Genomic DNA, 16,684 nt, shown 5'->3' on the forward strand with positions numbered 1-16,684 from the left:
GGCCGGTGAGGCGCCCCCTCCCCCGCCCCCGACCGGGCGGGGGCGGGGGAGGCCTCGGGCCTCCCCCACCTCCGGAATCCGCCGCCGTGATGGGATGGACTTCCGCTGTCCGAACCCAGGGAGGCCGTCGTGTCCCGAACCCCGCAGGAGATCTTCCAGCGCTACGTCCACGCCGGTCCGCTGACCCGCGACGCCGACGCCCTGGCCGAGACCTTCACCGAGGACGGCGTCTTCGAGGCGCCGTTCATGCCCCACGGCGGCGCCCTCCCCCGGCGGATCGTGGGCCGCGAGGCGATCCGCGCCTCGATGGCGGCCCACTACGGGCAGCAGCTGAAGGACGACCGCAAGCCGAACCTCCAGAAGTCCGGTTTCGTGCTGCACACCACGTCCGACCCCGAGGTGTTCATCGCGGAGATCGACACGGCCTTCGACGGTGACGACGAGGACATCGTGGTGTCGCTGGTCCAGATCTTCCGCACCCGCGACGGGAGGATCGCCCGGCTGCGCGACTACTTCTCGCCCTCGCTGCTGAGTTGACGGCCCGGGATGCTCTCCCCGGCGCCCCCGGCTCAGCCGAAGCCGAAGCCGCGGGGCGCCAGCACGTCGAGGGTGTCCCGCAGCATCGCGAGCGCCGCGCCGAGCGGGCTGGAACGGCCGCCGCTCACGGTGATGTCCCCGGCATCGGGGCAGCCGTAGACGACCGCCTTCTCCGGACCGGTCAGCGCGTACAGCGGGTCGCCGGGGGCCGTCCGTTCCAGCCGGACCTCGACCACCAGCGGGTGGTCCGCGCTAGCCGTCGCCACGGCGCGCAGGCGGCGCCCGTCGGCGGCCGCGGCCAGGGCCTCCCGGCCGGCCCGCTCGTCCACCGGTTCCGTGCGGACGCGCACGGCCGCCGGGTCCCAGCCCCAGAGCAGGGCCGCGAGCAGTCGGGCCTTCGTCGCCGCGTCGGCGCCGGAGAGGTCGGCCGACGGGTCGGCCTCCGCGATGCCGCGGCGCTGGGCCTCACGGACCGCCCCCGCCAGGGAGTCGCCAGCGGCCAGGCGGTCGAGGACGAAGGTCGCGGTCCCGTTGGGGCAGGCCCGGAGCGACCGGCAGCCGAGACCGCGCACTCCCGTCCGGGCCAGATCGGCTGCCGGCAGGGCCGCCCCGGTGGCCCCGGAGATCCTGATCAGGCTGCCGCCCGCCCGGGCGGCGTCCGCGAGTTCGCGCCAGTGGCTCAGCAGGTGGCTCTTGGTCGCGGTGACGACGTGGACGCCCCGGCGCAGCGCCGAGGCGGCTTCCTCGGCGGCCTGCTGCCGTGCCTGCGGCGACGAGGGAAGTGCCTGGACCAGCACCTGCGCGCCGGTCCGGTCGAGGGTGTCCTCCAGCGGCGCCGGCGGAGCCCAGGCCGATCGCGGCGGTACCGGCTCGCCGTCGCGGACCAGGGCCTGCGCGGATCCGACGCGCACGGCCGCGAGCCTCGGCCGCACCTCGTGGTCGCGCGCGAGCTCGTCACCCCGCGTCAGCAGTTGCTCGACGTAGGCCCGGCCCACGGGACCGAAGCCCGACAGCACGACCGTCGGATCATCCACCGGTCCGGGCGGCACGCTGGTCCTACCGTGCGATGAAGGCATCCCGGCAGAGTACCGCCGGGACTGTCCGGCGCTTCGGCCGCGGTCGCCCCGAAGGAGATCGCCTCACTCTCCGGCATCGGCATCCACGTCGTCGCCGCAGGCCCGCCCCGCCTCGTCCGTGCCCGCGCACGCCTGCGCGGGAGCGCCGCATCCGGTGACACTGTGCAACCCCGCCGAGGGGCCGACCTCCGGTTGACAGCACTCTCGACGACAACGCTACGTTACGTAGCAGGACAATCGCATGTTGTGATCACTTCTGCCCATTCCCCGCGCGAGGAGCCCGAGCATGACCACGACCCCCACCCGTCCCACCGCCGTACCGTCCATCGAGCAGCTGCCCCAGCCGGCGCTGCGCACGAACACCGACATCCAGGGCAACATCCTGGCGGCGTTCAACAAGGACTTCATGGACTTCCGCTACCTGCACTTCCCGGACGCCGCCAAGGGCCGCGGCTGGCTCTCCGCCATCCTCAACACCGTCGCGACGACCAGCGAGACCGAGGACTTCAACGAGCAGTTCTCGCTGGCCCGCCGGGCCTTCGGCCGCGACCCCGCCATCACGACCGTCCGCTGCGGGGTCTCCCTCACCTTCGACGGCCTCATGGCCGTCGCCAAGAATCCCCAGCAGGTCGAGACCGATCTGACGGGCTTCGTCGCCCTGCGCGAAGGCAGCGCCAAGCGGGCCGCGCAGCTCGGGGACACCGCCGAGAGCGACCCCAAGCAGTGGCTGTTCGGCGCCGGGACGGGCGACAAGGTCGTGCACGCCGTCCTCATCGTCGCCGCGGACACCGAGGAGTTGCTGAAGGAGAAGCTGAAGAACCTCGACGCGGTCGAGAACGCGCACCAGATCACGCGCGTCCACGTGGACGAGGGCCGCACCCTGACGGGCCCGCTGAAGGGGCACGAGCACTTCGGCTACAAGGACGGCATCTCCCAGCCCGGTGTGAAGGACTTCCACCGTGAGAGCCAGGACCGCATGGGCTTCCGCGACAACCACGCCGGGACCGAGCTGATCGAGCCCGGCGAGTTCGTCTTCGGCCACAAGAGCGAGACGGGCGACCGGCAGGCGCCCGGGTGGATGAAGAACGGCTCGCTCCAGGTGGTGCGCCGACTGCGCCAGGACGTCGCGGGCTGGAACCAGGCCGTGGTGGACGGCGTCAAGCAGTTCACCGGGACCATGGACCCCAACCTGCTCGGCGCCTGCCTGGTCGGCCGTGAGAAGAACGGCACACCGCTCGCCCCGCCGTCCAACGCCGTGACCGGGCTGGGCTCGGACCGCAACGACTTCGACTACCAGGACGACCCCAGCGGGCAGCACACCCCCTGGGTCGCCCACATCCGCCGCACCAACCCGCGCTCCTTCGCCGGCATCGTCGACAACAAGCCGAAGAGCCACCGCCTGATGCGCCGGGGCATCCCGTACGGCCCGGAGTTCAAGGGCACCAAGGACGACGGCAAGGACCGCGGGCTGATGTTCGTCTGCTACGGCACCTCACTGGAGCAGCAGTTCGAGCTGATCCAGCAGCACTGGTCCAACAGCCCCGACTTCACCCCCGGCAAGGACCCGGCCCCCACCCCGGAGCCGCACAACGGCTTCGACAAGGTCATCGGCCTCGCCGGCAAGGCCTCGATCGCGCTCGCGGACGGCACGCACGGCACCGTCGACATGAAGCGCTTCGTCCGCACCACGGGTTCGCTCTACGCCTTCACCCCCTCGATCAGCACGCTGCGGCTGCTCGCCGAGGGCAAGGACCTCCCCAACAAGCCGGTCGGCTCCTGACCACCGAGCGCCCCCGAGGAGACACCATGGAGAACACCGTCATCGAGGGCACGGCCGACGACCGCGCCCGCTGGCGGACCTGCCGGCAGCTGGCGCGCGAGCTGCTGCTGGTCGGTCCGGACGACAAGGACCTGAGGCTGCGCTACCTCGACGTCCTGATCAAGGACGGCATCCCGGAGACGGACGAGCCCAAGGACGTGCTGATCGTCGGCGCGGGCATCGCCGGTCTGGTCGCCGGGAAGCTGCTCAAGGACGCCGGGCACAACGTCACCATCCTGGAGGCCAATGCCAACCGGGTGGGCGGTCGGATCAAGACCTTCCGCTCCACCGACGCCGAGATCGACGGGCCGTTCTACGACCCGGATCAGTACGCGGAGGCCGGGGCGATGCGGCTGCCCAGCTTCCACCCGCTCACCCTGGCGCTGGTCGACAGCCTCGGCCTGAACCGGCAGCTGTTCTTCAACGTCGACGTCGATCCGGACACCGGCAACCAGAACGCGCCCGTCCCGCCGGTGGTCTACAAGTCCTTCGAACCCGGCAAGGTCTGGAAGTACGGCGCGGACAGCCCGGACTTCCGCGAACCGGCCAAACGGTTCAACTCCTGGATCCGCACCAACCGGATCCAGGCCCGTCGCAGCGACTACGCCGCCGACCCCAGCTGTATCAACGAGGGCTTCCACCTCACCGGCGACGAGGCGCGGATCACCGCCGCCGACATGGTCAACCAGGCGCTGGAGCCGGTCCGCGACTACTACTCGGTGATCAAGGACGGCCAGCGGGAGAACAAGCCGTTCGCCGAGTGGCTGGACGGCTGGGCCCGGGTGATCCGTGACTTCGACGGCTACTCGATGGGCCGCTTCCTGCGCGAGTACGCGGGCTTCAGCGACGAGGCCGTCGAGGCGATCGGCACGATCGAGAACATGACCTCGCGGCTGCACCTGTCGTTCTTCCACACCTTCCTGGGCCGCAGCGACATCAACCCGACGGCCACCTACTGGGAGATCGAGGGCGGCAGCTGGAACCTGCCCCACGCGCTCGCCGAGGAGCTCCGGGACGAGCTGCGGATGGGCGAGCGGATGATCCAGATGGAGTACTGGGACCCGCGTCGGGACGGCGGGGCCGGCCGGCACGTCGGCCCGAACGGGCCGCAGGTCGCCGTCCTGACCGTCCCCGAGGACGACCCGGAGGCCGAACCCGACGTCTGGAGGGGCGACTTCGCGATCGTCACGGTCCCGTTCTCCGCCCTGCGGTTCGTCCAGGTGACGCCCCCGTTCTCGTACAAGAAGCGCCGGGCGATCATCGAGACCCACTACGACCAGGCCACCAAGGTGCTGCTGGAGTTCTCCCGACGCTGGTGGGAGTTCACCGAGGCGGACTGGAAGGTCGAGCTCGACTCCATCGCACCCGGCCTGTACGAGTACTACCAGCGGGCCGGCGAGGAGGACGCCGAGGCGGCCGTCGCTGCCGCCCACAACGGCCACCGGCCGCCGCGCGACCTGCCGGAGGTGCTGCTCGGCGCGCACGCGAGCGTGGACGAGCGCCGGATCAGCCAGGCCCAGAAGGAGGTCTACGAGCACACCCCGCTGCTCCGGGCGAACGTACGCCCCGCCACCAACTGCTTCGGCGGCGGCTCGACCACCGACAACCCGAACCGCTTCATGTACTACCCCTCGCACCCGGTGCCCGACAGCGACGGCGGCGGCGTGGTGCTGGCCGCCTACAGCTGGTCGGACGACGCGGTGCGCTGGGACTCCATGGAGGACGACGAGCGGTACGTCTACGCGCTGCGCAACCTCCAGTCGGTGCACGGCCGGCGGATCGAGGTGTTCTACACCGGCTACGGGAAGACCCAGAGCTGGCTGCGCGACCCGTACGCCTTCGGCGAGGCGGCGGTGTACACCCCGCACCAGATGACCAGCTTCCACCTCGACGTGGTCAAGCCGGAGGGCCCGGTGCACTTCGCCGGCGAGCACGTCTCGCTCAAGCACGCCTGGATCGAGGGCGCGGTGGAGACCGCCGTCCGGGCGGCCATCGCCGTGCACGAGGCGCCGCCTCCGCCGCCCCGGGCGGAACCGGAGATCCAGCCCGAGGTACAGGCCCGCCGGGAACGCCGCGAGGAGGCGCTGAGCAGATGAGCGGCGACCACGACTGGACGGTGGCCCGTTACCTGGCCACCAGACTGGAGCAGTTGGGCATCCGGTACCTGTTCGGGGTGCCGGGCGACTTCCTCGGCCCGTTCCTGACGATCATGCAGGCCACCACCGGCGTGCGCTGGATCGGAACCCCGACCGAGATGGGCGGCGGCTACGCCGCGGACGCCTACGCCCGGGTGCGGACCGCCGACGCCGACCCGGCCAAGGGCGAGCAGGCCGTCGGCGCCGTCGCGGTGACCTACGGGGTGGGCGCGTTCAGCCTGCTCAACACGATCGGCGGCGCGTACGTCGAGGATGTGCCGCTGATCGCGATCAACGCGGCGCCCTCCTACGAGCAGTGGCTCAACCAGCAGGCGGTCGGCCTGCTCACCTCGCACATGAGCCCCCGCCGGGAGAGCAACCTGGACGTCTACCGGCAGGTCACGGTGGACGCGCAGGTGCTCTCCAACCCGGGGCTCGCGCCCTGGCAGATCGACAGCGCGATCACCGCGTGCCTGACCGAGCGCAAGCCGGTCTACCTGGAGGTGATGGAGGACCTCTGGCACGCGCCGTGCGATCCTCCGCAGGGTGAACTCCGGGCTCACGAGCGGACGTTCACCAAGCGGAACGAGGAGATGCTGGCCAACGCGGTCACGGCGGCGGTGGAGCTGATCGGGAAGTTCCGTACACCGATCGTCTGGGCCGGCGAGGAACTGGTCCGCCGGCGGCTGGAGGACGAGCTGCTGGACTTCGTGCAGAGCACCAGGATGCAGTTCTGCACCACGGTCGGCGCGAAGTCCGTGGTCTCCGAACGGCATCCGCTGTTCGCCGGCGTCTACAACGGCAGGGCGAGCCTGCCGGAGATCCGGAAGACCTTCAAGAACGCCGGGTGCCGGATCGGCCTGGGCACCTGGTCCACGTCCAAGAACCTCGGCGGCGAGCAGTCGATCGGCGACGACTGGATCGTGGCGGCCCGCGACGGCGTCAGCGTCGGCGCCAAGTACTTCCCCGAGGTCCAACTCGGCCGGTTCATCCCGGCGTTGCGCGACGCACTGAAGGGACAGACCTTCCCGGCCGACCACTTCGCGCTGGCGCACGCGGCGGGCCTGGACGTCCCGGCCAGCACGGCCGACTTCCTGGACTCGCTGAGCACCACCGAGTACCCGGCGGAGCTGACGTACGACAGCTTCTTCGAGCACATGAACCACTTCCTGCAGCACCAGGCCACCGGCGGGGACCCGCAGGCCCCCTCGCCGTTCACCGTGGTCTCGGACGCGGCGTTCGCGCTGCTCGGCTCGATGAACCTGCGGATCACCGAGCGGGCCGGCTTCCTGGCACAGAACAGCTGGCTGTCCATCGGCTACTCGGTCGGCGCGGCCACCGGCGTGGCACTGGGCCGTCAGCAGCCGATGAAGCGGCCGCTGGTGTTCGTCGGGGACGGCTCGTTCCAGGAGATCTGCCAGGAGCTGTCCACCCAGGTACGCCACCACCTGCGGCCGGTGGTCTTCGTCCTGGACAACGAGGGCTTCTACGGCATCGAGCAGATGCTGGTCAGCCCGTGCTACTACAAGGAGAAGCCGTCCGACGGGGCCGACTTCTACAACGTGCTGCACCCGTGGCGGTACGAGAAGCTGGCCGAGGTCTTCGGCACGGAGAAGGACCGGATGCACGGGTTCGAGCTCACCACCCACACCGAGCTCGACTCGCTCCTGCTGGACATCGCCGATCCCGGCAACGACATCAACCACGCGCCGATCCTGGCCCGCGTCCGGCTCAGCCGGCACGACTACCCGAAGGCGCTCCAGTACAAGATCGACGAGAAGTGCAAGTAGCCGCCCCGAGTCCACCGGCCCCCGTCGCCGACGGGGGCCGGTGCGCGCCGCGCCGGCCCGGACGCCCTGACCTGCCGGAGGTGTTCGCTGCCCGCCGCCAGGGTGAAACGACGGGACTCCGCTGTGGAATTCGTTCGCTACCGGGAATGTGCTCTCCACTCACCTGAAGTAACCCACCGGGTTGCACCCTTCCAGCATCCTCCGGCGGGTGCGACGCGGTCGTCCGTCCGAGACGACCGATCCCGGACTGGTCCTGGATCGCACCCGCCCGTGCGGCTGGGGACGCGCAGAAGGAACGATGGTCATGAATGCGGGCTCCTCTCCCCCCGTCCGGCGGTCGCGTACGGCGTGTCTGGCCGCTGTCGCCGTCGCCGGAGCACTCGGACTGCTCAGCGCGTGCGGCGGAGCGCCACACCCCGGACCCGCCGGCGCGCTGAGTCCCGGCCCGGGCCAGAGCCTGGCGGGATTTCCCGGTGCCCCCGGAACGAACGGTACGGTCGCTGTCAGCGCACCACCGAGCACGTCCTCGACCTCACCTGCCGGCGGCCAGCCGTCCGCTCCGGCGGCTGTCAACGCGGTGACGATCAAGAACTTCGCCTTCTCCCCGCCCACTCTGACGGTCAAGGCGGGGACGAAGGTGACCTGGACCAACACCGACCCCGACGCCCACACCGTCACCAGCAAACAGGGATCGGGCGGGCCACTGCAGTCGGCGGCCCTGGCCGCCAACGACACCTACAGCTACACCTTCACCCAGCCCGGCACCTACCCCTACTTCTGCAGCATCCACCCGTACATGACCGCCACCGTGGAGGTGACGCCATGACCGAGGACACACACGAGTCCGACGGCGGCGGCGAGCACGGCATGACCCGCCGGCAGCTCATGCGGCACTCCGCCTGGTTCGGTGGTGCCGTCGTCCTGACCGTCGTCGCGGGAGAGGTGATCAGCCATATCCCCGGATCGGCGAACGCGGCGCCGGCGAGCAGCGCGGACCTGCGTTTCGTGCAGATCTCCGACAGCCACATCGGCTTCCAGGGCCCGGCCAACATGGACGTCACCGGGACGTTCGCCGCAGCGATCGACCAGGTCAACTCGCTCGGGTTCCGGCCCGACTTCGTCATGCACAGCGGCGACCTGACGCACCTCTCCACCCCCGCCCAGTTCGACCAGGTCAAACAGATGCTGTCGCAACTGGACACGGCCCGGGTCTTCACCGTGCCGGGCGAGCACGACTCGATCGGGGACGACGGACCACGCGCCTACCGGCAGACCTTCGGCCAGAACACCGTCGGCGACGGCTGGTACAGCTTCGACACCCACGGTGTGCACTTCATCGCGCTGGTCAACACGCTGCACCTGGAGCAACTCGGCCACCTGGGCAACGACCAGATCGACTTCGTGCGCAAGGACATCGCCGGTCTTTCGTCGGACACCCCCATCGTCATCTTCAGCCACATCCCCTTGTTCGCGATGTATCCGACGTGGGGCTGGGGCACCGACGACGCGGTGCAGCTGCTGTCGATGTTCCGCCGCTTCTCCTCGGTGACGTGCCTCAACGGGCACGTCCACCAGCTGTTCAGCAAGACCGATGGCAACATCACCTTCCACTCGGCCCGCCCCACCTGCTACCCGTTCCCCAAACCCGGCCAGGGCCCCGCCCCACTTCCACAGGTGCTGCCCGCCGGACGCCTCAAGGACGCACTCGGCATCCGCACCGTCAATTACTGGCAGGGCAGCCACACGCTGGCCGTCAAGGACGAGAAGCTCGCATGAGCGCCCGGAGCCTTCCCGTCCTCGCACTGCGCCTGGCACTCGTCGCCACCCTCGCGGGGAGCGGATACATCCACGCCCAGCTGTACATCGACGGATACCGCCTCGTCCACATCATCGGCCCGCTGTTCCTGCTGCAGGCCAGCACCGCCTTCGCAGTGGCCGCACTCCTCCTGCTCGTGGCACCCCTGCTCCTGCGGATCGCCGCCGCCACGATCGCCGCCTGCACACTCATCGGGTTCACCGCATCCCGCACCACCGGACTGTTCGGCTTCTCCGAGAACGGCCTGCACCCCACCCCACAGGCCCCGCTCAGCCTCATCGCCGAGGCACTCACCCTGCTGATCCTCGCGTCCTGGCAGGCATCCGAGGCCCGGCGACAGCGCCGCTCCCGGCCAACCGACGGTCAAGGCGGGCACGAAGGTGACCCGGACCCACAGCCATCCGTTTCCCGACCCCGGCCAGGGCCCCGGCCCCAATCCGCGGCTGCTGTCCGCCGGACCCCTCAAGGACGCGTGGCCGCCCTGCCCGCCCTCGCACTGCGCCTGGCACTCGTCGCCACCCTCGCGGGGAGCGGATACATCCACGCCCAGCTGTACATCGACGGATACCGCCTCGTCCACATCATCGGCCCGCTGTTCCTGCTGCAGGCCAGCACCGCCTTCGCAGTGGCCGCACTCCTCCTGCTCGCGGCACCCCTGCTCCTGCGGATCGCCGCCGCCACGATCGCCGCCTGCACACTCATCGGGTTCACCGCATCCCGCACCACCGGACTGTTCGGCTTCTCCGAGAACGGCCTGCACCCCACCCCACAGGCCCCGCTCAGCCTCATCGCCGAGGCACTCACCCTGCTGATCGTCGTGGTCTGGCAGCCGTCGCTGGCGGCGGCGGTGAGATCGAGAGCGGCGGCCGAGCCCGGAGAGGGCCTCGCTCCACCGACCGGCCGCCGACGGCTTTACGACGTCCTGTGGCTTCTCCTGCCCGTAGCGGTGATGGCCGGCCTCCTCTGGTACGGCCGGGTACACACCCCCGACTACGAGACCAGCCTCTTCGGGAGTCGCGGCGATGACGCACAACACCTGAAGGCCCAACTGGGGTCGGCGCTCCTGGGCCTGGCGCTGATCCAGCTGCTCCTCGCCCTGTGGATCTACGGCCGCCTGCCCGCACTGCGAGCCGCACCGCACCCGGTCCACACCACACACCGCCTCATCGGCCTGATCGCCTTCCTCCTCTCCCTGCCCATCGCTCGGCACTGCATCACCGCCTACGGCGTCCAGTTCACCGACGCCCGTGTGGCGCTGCACTCGCTCACCGGATGCTTCCTCTACGGGGCCTTCGTCGCCAAGGTCGTCGTGGTCCGGCACCGCCGCTGGCCCGGCTGGGCACTCCCGCTGGCCGGCGGTGTCCTCGTCACCTCGATCGCCCTGATCTGGTACGCCGCCCCCCTCTGGTACCTGAACGGCTTCCAGGCACCCGGCCTGTGAGGAGGGTCGCCCGCCCGGCCATGACACCGATCACCGCCTTGGCGTGAGCCGGCCCGCGGGGTCAATACCCCGCCAAGGAGATGGGAAGGATGCGTCAAGGTCGCCGCCACGGGCGTCCGACACGGCGCGTCGTCCACGCCGACCCGCTAACGTGGGCGGCTTCGTTTCCCGAGATCCGCCCGAGGAGCACAGCGCCGTGTCCGACAGCTTCGCGCACCTGCACGTCCACACCGAGTACTCGATGCTGGACGGGGCGGCGAAGAACGGCAAGCTGTTCGCCGAGGCGGAGAGACAGGGCATGCCCGCCATCGCGATGAGCGACCACGGCAACATGTTCGGCGCGTACGAGTTCTTCCACGCGGCCGCGAAGACCGGGGTGAAGCCGATCATCGGCATCGAGGCGTACGTCGCCCCGGCCTCGCGCTTCCACAAGAAGCAGGTCTTCTGGGCGCCGGGCGGCCAGCGCCCCTCCGGCGCCGACGGCGAGGGCGGCAAGGACGTCTCCGGCGGCGGCCGCTACACCCACATGACCATGTGGGCGCAGAACGCGACCGGTCTGCGGAACCTCTTCAAGCTCTCCTCGCTCGCGTCGATGGAGGGCTACTACATGAAGCCCCGCATGGACCGCGAGCTGATCGCCGCCAACGCGGGCGGCATCATCGCCACCACCGGCTGCCCCTCCGGCGAGGTGCAGACCCGGCTGCGGCTCGGCCAGTACGACGAGGCGGTCAAGGCGGCCGGCGCCTACCAGGACATCTTCGGCAGGGAGAACTACTTCCTGGAGCTGATGGACCACGGCCTCGACATCGAGCGGGACGTCCGTGAGGACCTGCTCCGCCTGGCCAAGCAGCTGAACATCCCCCTGCTGGCCACCAACGACTCGCACTACGTCACCGCCGACCAGGCCGACGCCCACGACAGCCTGCTCTGCGTCGGCGTGGGCAAGAACAAGGACGACCCGAACCGGTTCAAGTTCCAGGGCACCGGCTACTACGTGAAGACCGCCGAGGAGATGCGCGAGCTCTTCCGCGAGCTGCCGGAGGCCTGCGACAACACCCTGGCGATCGCCGAGCGGATCGAGTCGTACGAGGAGGTGTTCACCTACGTCGACCGGATGCCGCAGTTCGACGTGCCCGAGGGCGAGACCCAGGCCTCGTACCTGCGGAAGAAGATCGAGGTCGGCCTGAAGCACCGGTACGGCGACAGCCCGAGCCAGGAGGTGCTGGACCGGATCGAGCTGGAGATGGGCGTGATCACCCCGATGGGGTTCGACGCCTACTTCCTCGTGGTCGCCGACATCTGCCAGTACGGACGGGACAACGGCATCCCGGTCGGCCCGGGCCGCGGTTCGGCGGCCGGCTCGATGGTCGCCTACCTGACCGGGATCACCCAGCTGGACCCGCTGGAGCACGACCTGCTGTTCGAGCGCTTCCTCAACCCCGAGCGGATCAACCCCCCGGACGTCGACATCGACTTCGACGACCGCCAGCGCGACCAGATGGTCCGCTACGTGACCGAGAAGTACGGCGCCGCCTACACGGCCCAGGTGAACACCTTCGGCACGATCAAGGCCAAGGCCGCCGTGAAGGACGCCAACCGCATCCTCGGCTACCCGTTCTCGATGGGCGACCGGATCACCAAGGCGATGCCCCCGGACGTCATGGGCAAGGGCGTGCCACTGGCCGACCTGTTCGACGAGAAGCACCCCCGCTACAACGAGGGCACCGAGATCCGGTCGCTGTACGAGAACGAGTCGGACGTCAGGAAGATCATCGACACCGGGCGGGGCATCGAGGGCCTCATCCGCGGCACCGGTGTGCACGCCGCCGCCGTCATCCTGTCCTCCACCCCGCTGCTCGACCTGATCCCGCTGCACATGCGGGACAAGGACGGCGTGATCATCACCGGCTTCGACTACCCGTCCTGCGAAGCCATGGGCCTGATCAAGATGGACTTCCTGGGTCTGCGGAACCTGGGCATCATCGATCACTGCATCAAGATCGTGAAGGCCAACCGGGGCGTCGACGTCGACATCGAGAAGATCCCGATCGACGACCCCACCACGTACCAGCTGCTGGCCCGCGGTGACACCCTGGGCGTGTTCCAGCTCGACGGCGGCCCGATGCGCGCCCTGCTCAAGCTGATGAAGCCCACCGAGTTCGCCGACATCTCCGCCGTCTCCGCGCTGTACCGGCCCGGACCAATGGGCATGAACTCCCACACCAACTACGCCCTGCGCAAGAACGCCCAGCAGGAGATCGTCCCGATCCACCCCGAGCTGGAGGCCCCGCTCGCCGAGGTCCTCGGCCCCACCTACGGCCTGATCGTCTACCAGGAGCAGGTCCAGCGCGCCGCCCAGGTGCTCGCCGGCTACTCGCTCGGCCAGGCCGACCTGCTGCGCCGGGCCATGGGCAAGAAGAAGAAGGAGGTGCTGGAGAAGGAGTTCGTCCCCTTCCACGCCGGCTGCAAGGAGCGCGGCTACTCCGACGAGGCCATCCAGGCCGTCTGGGACGTCCTGGTCCCGTTCGCCGGCTACGCGTTCAACAAGTCGCACTCCGCCGCCTACGGCCTGGTCTCCTACCAGACCGCCTACCTCAAGGCCAACTACCCCGCCGAGTACATGGCCGCGCTGCTCACCTCGGTCGCCGACGACAAGGACAAGATGGCGGTCTACCTGGCCGAGTGCCGACAGATGGGCATCAAGATCCTCTCCCCCGACGTCAACGAGTCGGTGGTCGACTTCACCGCCGTCGGCAGCGACGTCCGCTTCGGCCTCAAGGCGGTGCGCAACGTCGGCGTGCCGGTGATCGAGTCCCTGGTGCGCACCCGCGAAGAGAAGGGCAAGTACACCTCCTTCGCCGACTTCCTGGACAAGGTCGAGCTGGTGGTCTGCAACAAGCGCACCGTCGACTCCCTGGTCAAGGCGGGCGCCTTCGACTCGCTCGGCCACACCCGGCTCTCGCTCAGCACCGTCCACGAGAGCGCGATCGACGCCGTCACCGGGGTGAAGAAGCAGCAGGCCATCGGGCAGGACGACCTGTTCGGCGCGCTCGACACCGGCGACGGCGGCGGGCCCGGCATCGGGCTGGACTTCCAGCTCACCGAGAACGAATGGCCCCGCCGCCAACTCCTGTCCCTGGAACGCGAGATGCTCGGCCTCTACGTCTCCAGCCACCCGCTCGACGGCGCCGAGCACATCCTCTCCCAGAACCGCGACACCTCGATCGCCGAACTCCTCGGCTCCGGCCGCTCCGAGGGCGAGGTCCGGCTGTCCGGCCTGATCACCGGCGTCGACCGGCGGATCAACAAGGCCGGCAACGCATGGGCGATCATCACCGTCGCCGACCGCGACGGCTCGGTCGAGGTGCTGTTCTTCCCGGCGACCTACAACCTGATGGCCGAGCAGATGATCGAGGACAACGTGATCTCGGTCCGCGGCCGCCTCAACGAGCGCGACGGGTCGCTGAGCGTCTTCGGGCAGGAGATCACCACCCTCGACGTCTCCTCCGCCGAACTCGGCACCAAGCCACCGGTCCAGATCACCGTCCCGGCCGCCCGGATCACCCCCGAGACGGTCGCCGAACTCAAACTCGCCCTCCAGGCCCACCCCGGCGACGTCCCGGTGCGGCTGCTCACCACCAACTGGGACAAGAACACCCTCTACGAGCTCGGCTTCCGGGTGAACCCCGACAACGGGCTCGCCTCGGACATCAAGACCCTGCTCGGCAACCGCGCCTGGGCGGGCACGGCCGTCCGCGCCTGACAGTGGACCGGGCCGCCTCGTTGAGGGCGTGCAACCTGCACGCCCTCAACTTGATCTCTCCGCCCGGGCCGAGCGAGCGCATGCGCCCCGGTGCAATTGCCGCCCTGTCGAGACGAAACGTCGCACGCCTCGGCCGCTGGGCGGTGCGGGATCGGTATCGTCCGCCCCAACGCCGCAGGACTGCGCAGGGCGCCCCGCACGGAGGAGGATCACCATGGCCGATCGCGGCTCCGCATCGCGACCGCCGCAGGCACACCGTCCGATTGCGCAGGGGACGGCGAGCCTCACGCTCGTGGTCGGGGCTCTCGGCGTGGTCTTCGGGGACATCGGAACCAGCCCGATCTACACCCTCCAGACCGTGTTCAACCCGAGTGACCCGCACCCCGTCCCGGTCACCACGCAGAACGTGTACGGGGTGGTGTCGCTCGTGTTCTGGTCCGTGGTGATCATCGTCCTGGTCACCTACGTGCTGCTGGCGATGCGCGCCGACAACGACGGCGAGGGCGGCATCATGGCGCTGATCACCCTGCTACGGCAATCGGGCGCGCAGCGGGGCCGCCGGACCACTGCCGTACTGGCCGCGCTCGGCATCTTCGGCGCCTCGTTGTTCTTCGGCGACAGCATGATCACCCCGGCGATCTCGGTGCTGTCCGCGGTCGAGGGGCTCAAGGTCGTCGAGCCGTCCCTGGAGAGCGCCGTGGTACCGCTCACCGCGGCGATCATCGTGGTTCTGTTCCTGGTGCAACGCCGAGGAACCGCGGCAGTGGGCCAGGTGTTCGGACCCGTGATGATCGCCTGGTTCGTCGCCATCGGCGCGTGCGGCGCATCCGGCATCGCCGACCACCCGCAGATCCTCCGGGCGCTCTCGCCGAGCTACGCCCTGACCTTTCTGACCGGCCATTTCGGCACCGCCTTCTTCGCCCTGGCCGCGGTCGTCCTCGCGGTCACCGGCGCCGAGGCGCTCTACGCCGACATGGGCCACTTCGGCCGTCGGTCGATCACCCGCGGCTGGCTCTTCCTCGTCTTCCCGGCCTGCGTCCTGAGCTACCTCGGCCAGGGCGCGCTGATCCTCGCCGATCCAGCCAACATCAGCAGCCCGTTCTTCCTGCTCGCACCCGCCTGGGGACGCTGGCCGATGGTCCTGCTCGCCACGGCGGCGACCGTGATCGCCTCCCAGGCGGTGATCACCGGCGCGTACTCCGTCACCTCCCAGGCCGCCCAGCTCGGCTACCTGCCGCGCATGCGGATCGCCCACACCTCCGAGTCCACCATCGGCCAGATCTACGTTCCCTGGATCAACTGGCTGCTGATGATCTCGGTCCTCACCCTGGTCTTCGCTTTCCGCAGTTCCACCGCCCTGGCCTTCGCGTTCGGCATGGCGGTCACCGGGACCATCACCATCTCCACCCTGCTGTTCTTCTACGTCGCCCGAGCCCGCTGGCACACGCCGGTGTGGCTGATCGCCGTCGGAGCGACCGTGCTGCTCACGGTGGACCTGCTGTTCGTGGCGGCCAACGCGACCAAGCTCCTGCACGGCGCTTGGCTGCCGCTGCTGATCGGCCTCACCGTGTTCACCGTCATGACCACCTGGCAGCGCGGTCGGGAGATCGTCACCGCGGAGCGGGAGCGGCACGAAGGCCCGCTGCGCGAGTTCGTCGACCAGCTCCACAGCGGGCAGGTGCCGGCGATCCGGGTCCCCGGCACCGCCGTCTTCCTCAACCGGGGCAAGCGGACCACCCCACTGGCCATGCGTGCCAACGTCGAGCACAACCACGTCCGGCACGACCACGTAGTGATCCTGTCCATCGAGACCGAGCCCGTGCCGCGGGTCCCAGCGGACCTGCGGACCGTGGTCGACGACCTCGGGTACGCCGAGGACGGGATCATCCACGTCACCGCCCGATTCGGCTACATGGAGACACCGGACGTGCCCAGCACGCTGGCAACGCTCGACCCGGCCGAAACCGAGGGCCGACTCCGGCTCGACCAGACCTCCTACTTCCTGTCGAAGATCGAAATCCGGCGCGGGAAGACGCCGACCATGGCGCCCTGGCGCAAGCGACTCTTCGTCGCCACCTCGTACGTCACCGCCGACGCCGCCGAGTACTTCGGCCTCCCCCGCGAGCGCACGGTGATCATGGGCTCGCACATCGAGGTGTAGTCGCGCCGGCCGACGAGGCGTCAGCGCCGCAGGGTCGTTGCCCGGATCAGACGAACTCGCGCAGGCGGGGCCGTACGCCCGACGCGGTCAGGGCGAGCGCCGCCGCCAGCGCCGCCGCGCCCAGGCTGGCCGTGACGGCGTCGAGG

At 69.7% G+C, this 16,684-nt stretch carries 10 protein-coding genes; 9 read left to right on the forward strand and 1 reads right to left on the reverse strand.

Annotated features, from left to right (window positions below):
* Positions 1 to 129: 129 nt before the first annotated feature.
* On the forward strand, positions 130 to 537 hold the full coding sequence (locus ACIRYZ_RS35290) for a nuclear transport factor 2 family protein (RefSeq protein ID WP_402952258.1): 408 nt from the start codon (positions 130 to 132) through the stop codon (positions 535 to 537).
* 32 nt (positions 538 to 569) lie between these two features.
* Here ACIRYZ_RS35290 and ACIRYZ_RS35295 read toward each other — a convergent pair whose 3' ends face one another.
* Complete coding sequence (locus tag ACIRYZ_RS35295; protein WP_402952260.1) at positions 570 to 1,613, reverse strand: homoserine dehydrogenase; 1,044 nt, start codon at positions 1,611 to 1,613, stop codon at positions 570 to 572.
* Between the two features lie 286 nt (positions 1,614 to 1,899).
* Between ACIRYZ_RS35295 and ACIRYZ_RS35300 the strand changes: the two genes are divergently transcribed.
* The 8 genes from ACIRYZ_RS35300 (at position 1,900) to ACIRYZ_RS35335 (ending at position 16,538) form a co-directional block, all read left to right on the forward strand.
* Positions 1,900 to 3,393, forward strand: coding sequence for a Dyp-type peroxidase (locus ACIRYZ_RS35300; RefSeq protein WP_402952262.1), 1,494 nt, complete (start codon positions 1,900 to 1,902; stop codon positions 3,391 to 3,393).
* A 26-nt stretch (positions 3,394 to 3,419) separates the two neighbouring features.
* Entirely contained in the window at positions 3,420 to 5,528 is a 2,109-nt protein-coding gene (locus tag ACIRYZ_RS35305) for a flavin monoamine oxidase family protein (RefSeq protein WP_402952263.1), read from the forward strand.
* Positions 5,525 to 7,357: an alpha-keto acid decarboxylase family protein gene (locus ACIRYZ_RS35310; RefSeq protein WP_402952265.1), complete on the forward strand. Its 1,833-nt coding sequence runs from the start codon at positions 5,525 to 5,527 to the stop codon at positions 7,355 to 7,357. Before ACIRYZ_RS35305 ends, ACIRYZ_RS35310 begins: the two co-directional genes overlap by 4 nt.
* Positions 7,358 to 7,661: 304 nt before the next feature.
* Positions 7,662 to 8,183, forward strand: coding sequence for a cupredoxin family copper-binding protein (locus ACIRYZ_RS35315; RefSeq protein WP_402952267.1), 522 nt, complete (start codon positions 7,662 to 7,664; stop codon positions 8,181 to 8,183).
* On the forward strand, positions 8,180 to 9,133 hold the full coding sequence (locus ACIRYZ_RS35320; RefSeq protein WP_402952269.1) for a metallophosphoesterase family protein: 954 nt from the start codon (positions 8,180 to 8,182) through the stop codon (positions 9,131 to 9,133). The genes ACIRYZ_RS35315 and ACIRYZ_RS35320 overlap by 4 nt, the downstream gene beginning before the upstream one ends.
* Positions 9,130 to 10,614, forward strand: a complete 1,485-nt coding sequence (locus tag ACIRYZ_RS35325) for a DUF6529 family protein (protein WP_402952270.1) — start codon at positions 9,130 to 9,132, stop codon at positions 10,612 to 10,614. The genes ACIRYZ_RS35320 and ACIRYZ_RS35325 overlap by 4 nt, the downstream gene beginning before the upstream one ends.
* Before the next feature lie 196 nt (positions 10,615 to 10,810).
* Entirely contained in the window at positions 10,811 to 14,377 is a 3,567-nt protein-coding gene (gene dnaE, locus ACIRYZ_RS35330) for a DNA polymerase III subunit alpha (protein WP_402952272.1), read from the forward strand.
* Between the two features lie 292 nt (positions 14,378 to 14,669).
* Complete coding sequence (locus tag ACIRYZ_RS35335; RefSeq protein WP_402952274.1) at positions 14,670 to 16,538, forward strand: potassium transporter Kup; 1,869 nt, start codon at positions 14,670 to 14,672, stop codon at positions 16,536 to 16,538.
* Positions 16,539 to 16,684: the final 146 nt, after the last annotated feature.

It is taken from the genome of Kitasatospora sp. NPDC101155 (genome assembly GCF_044768305.1).
GTDB lineage: Bacteria > Actinomycetota > Actinomycetes > Streptomycetales > Streptomycetaceae > Kitasatospora.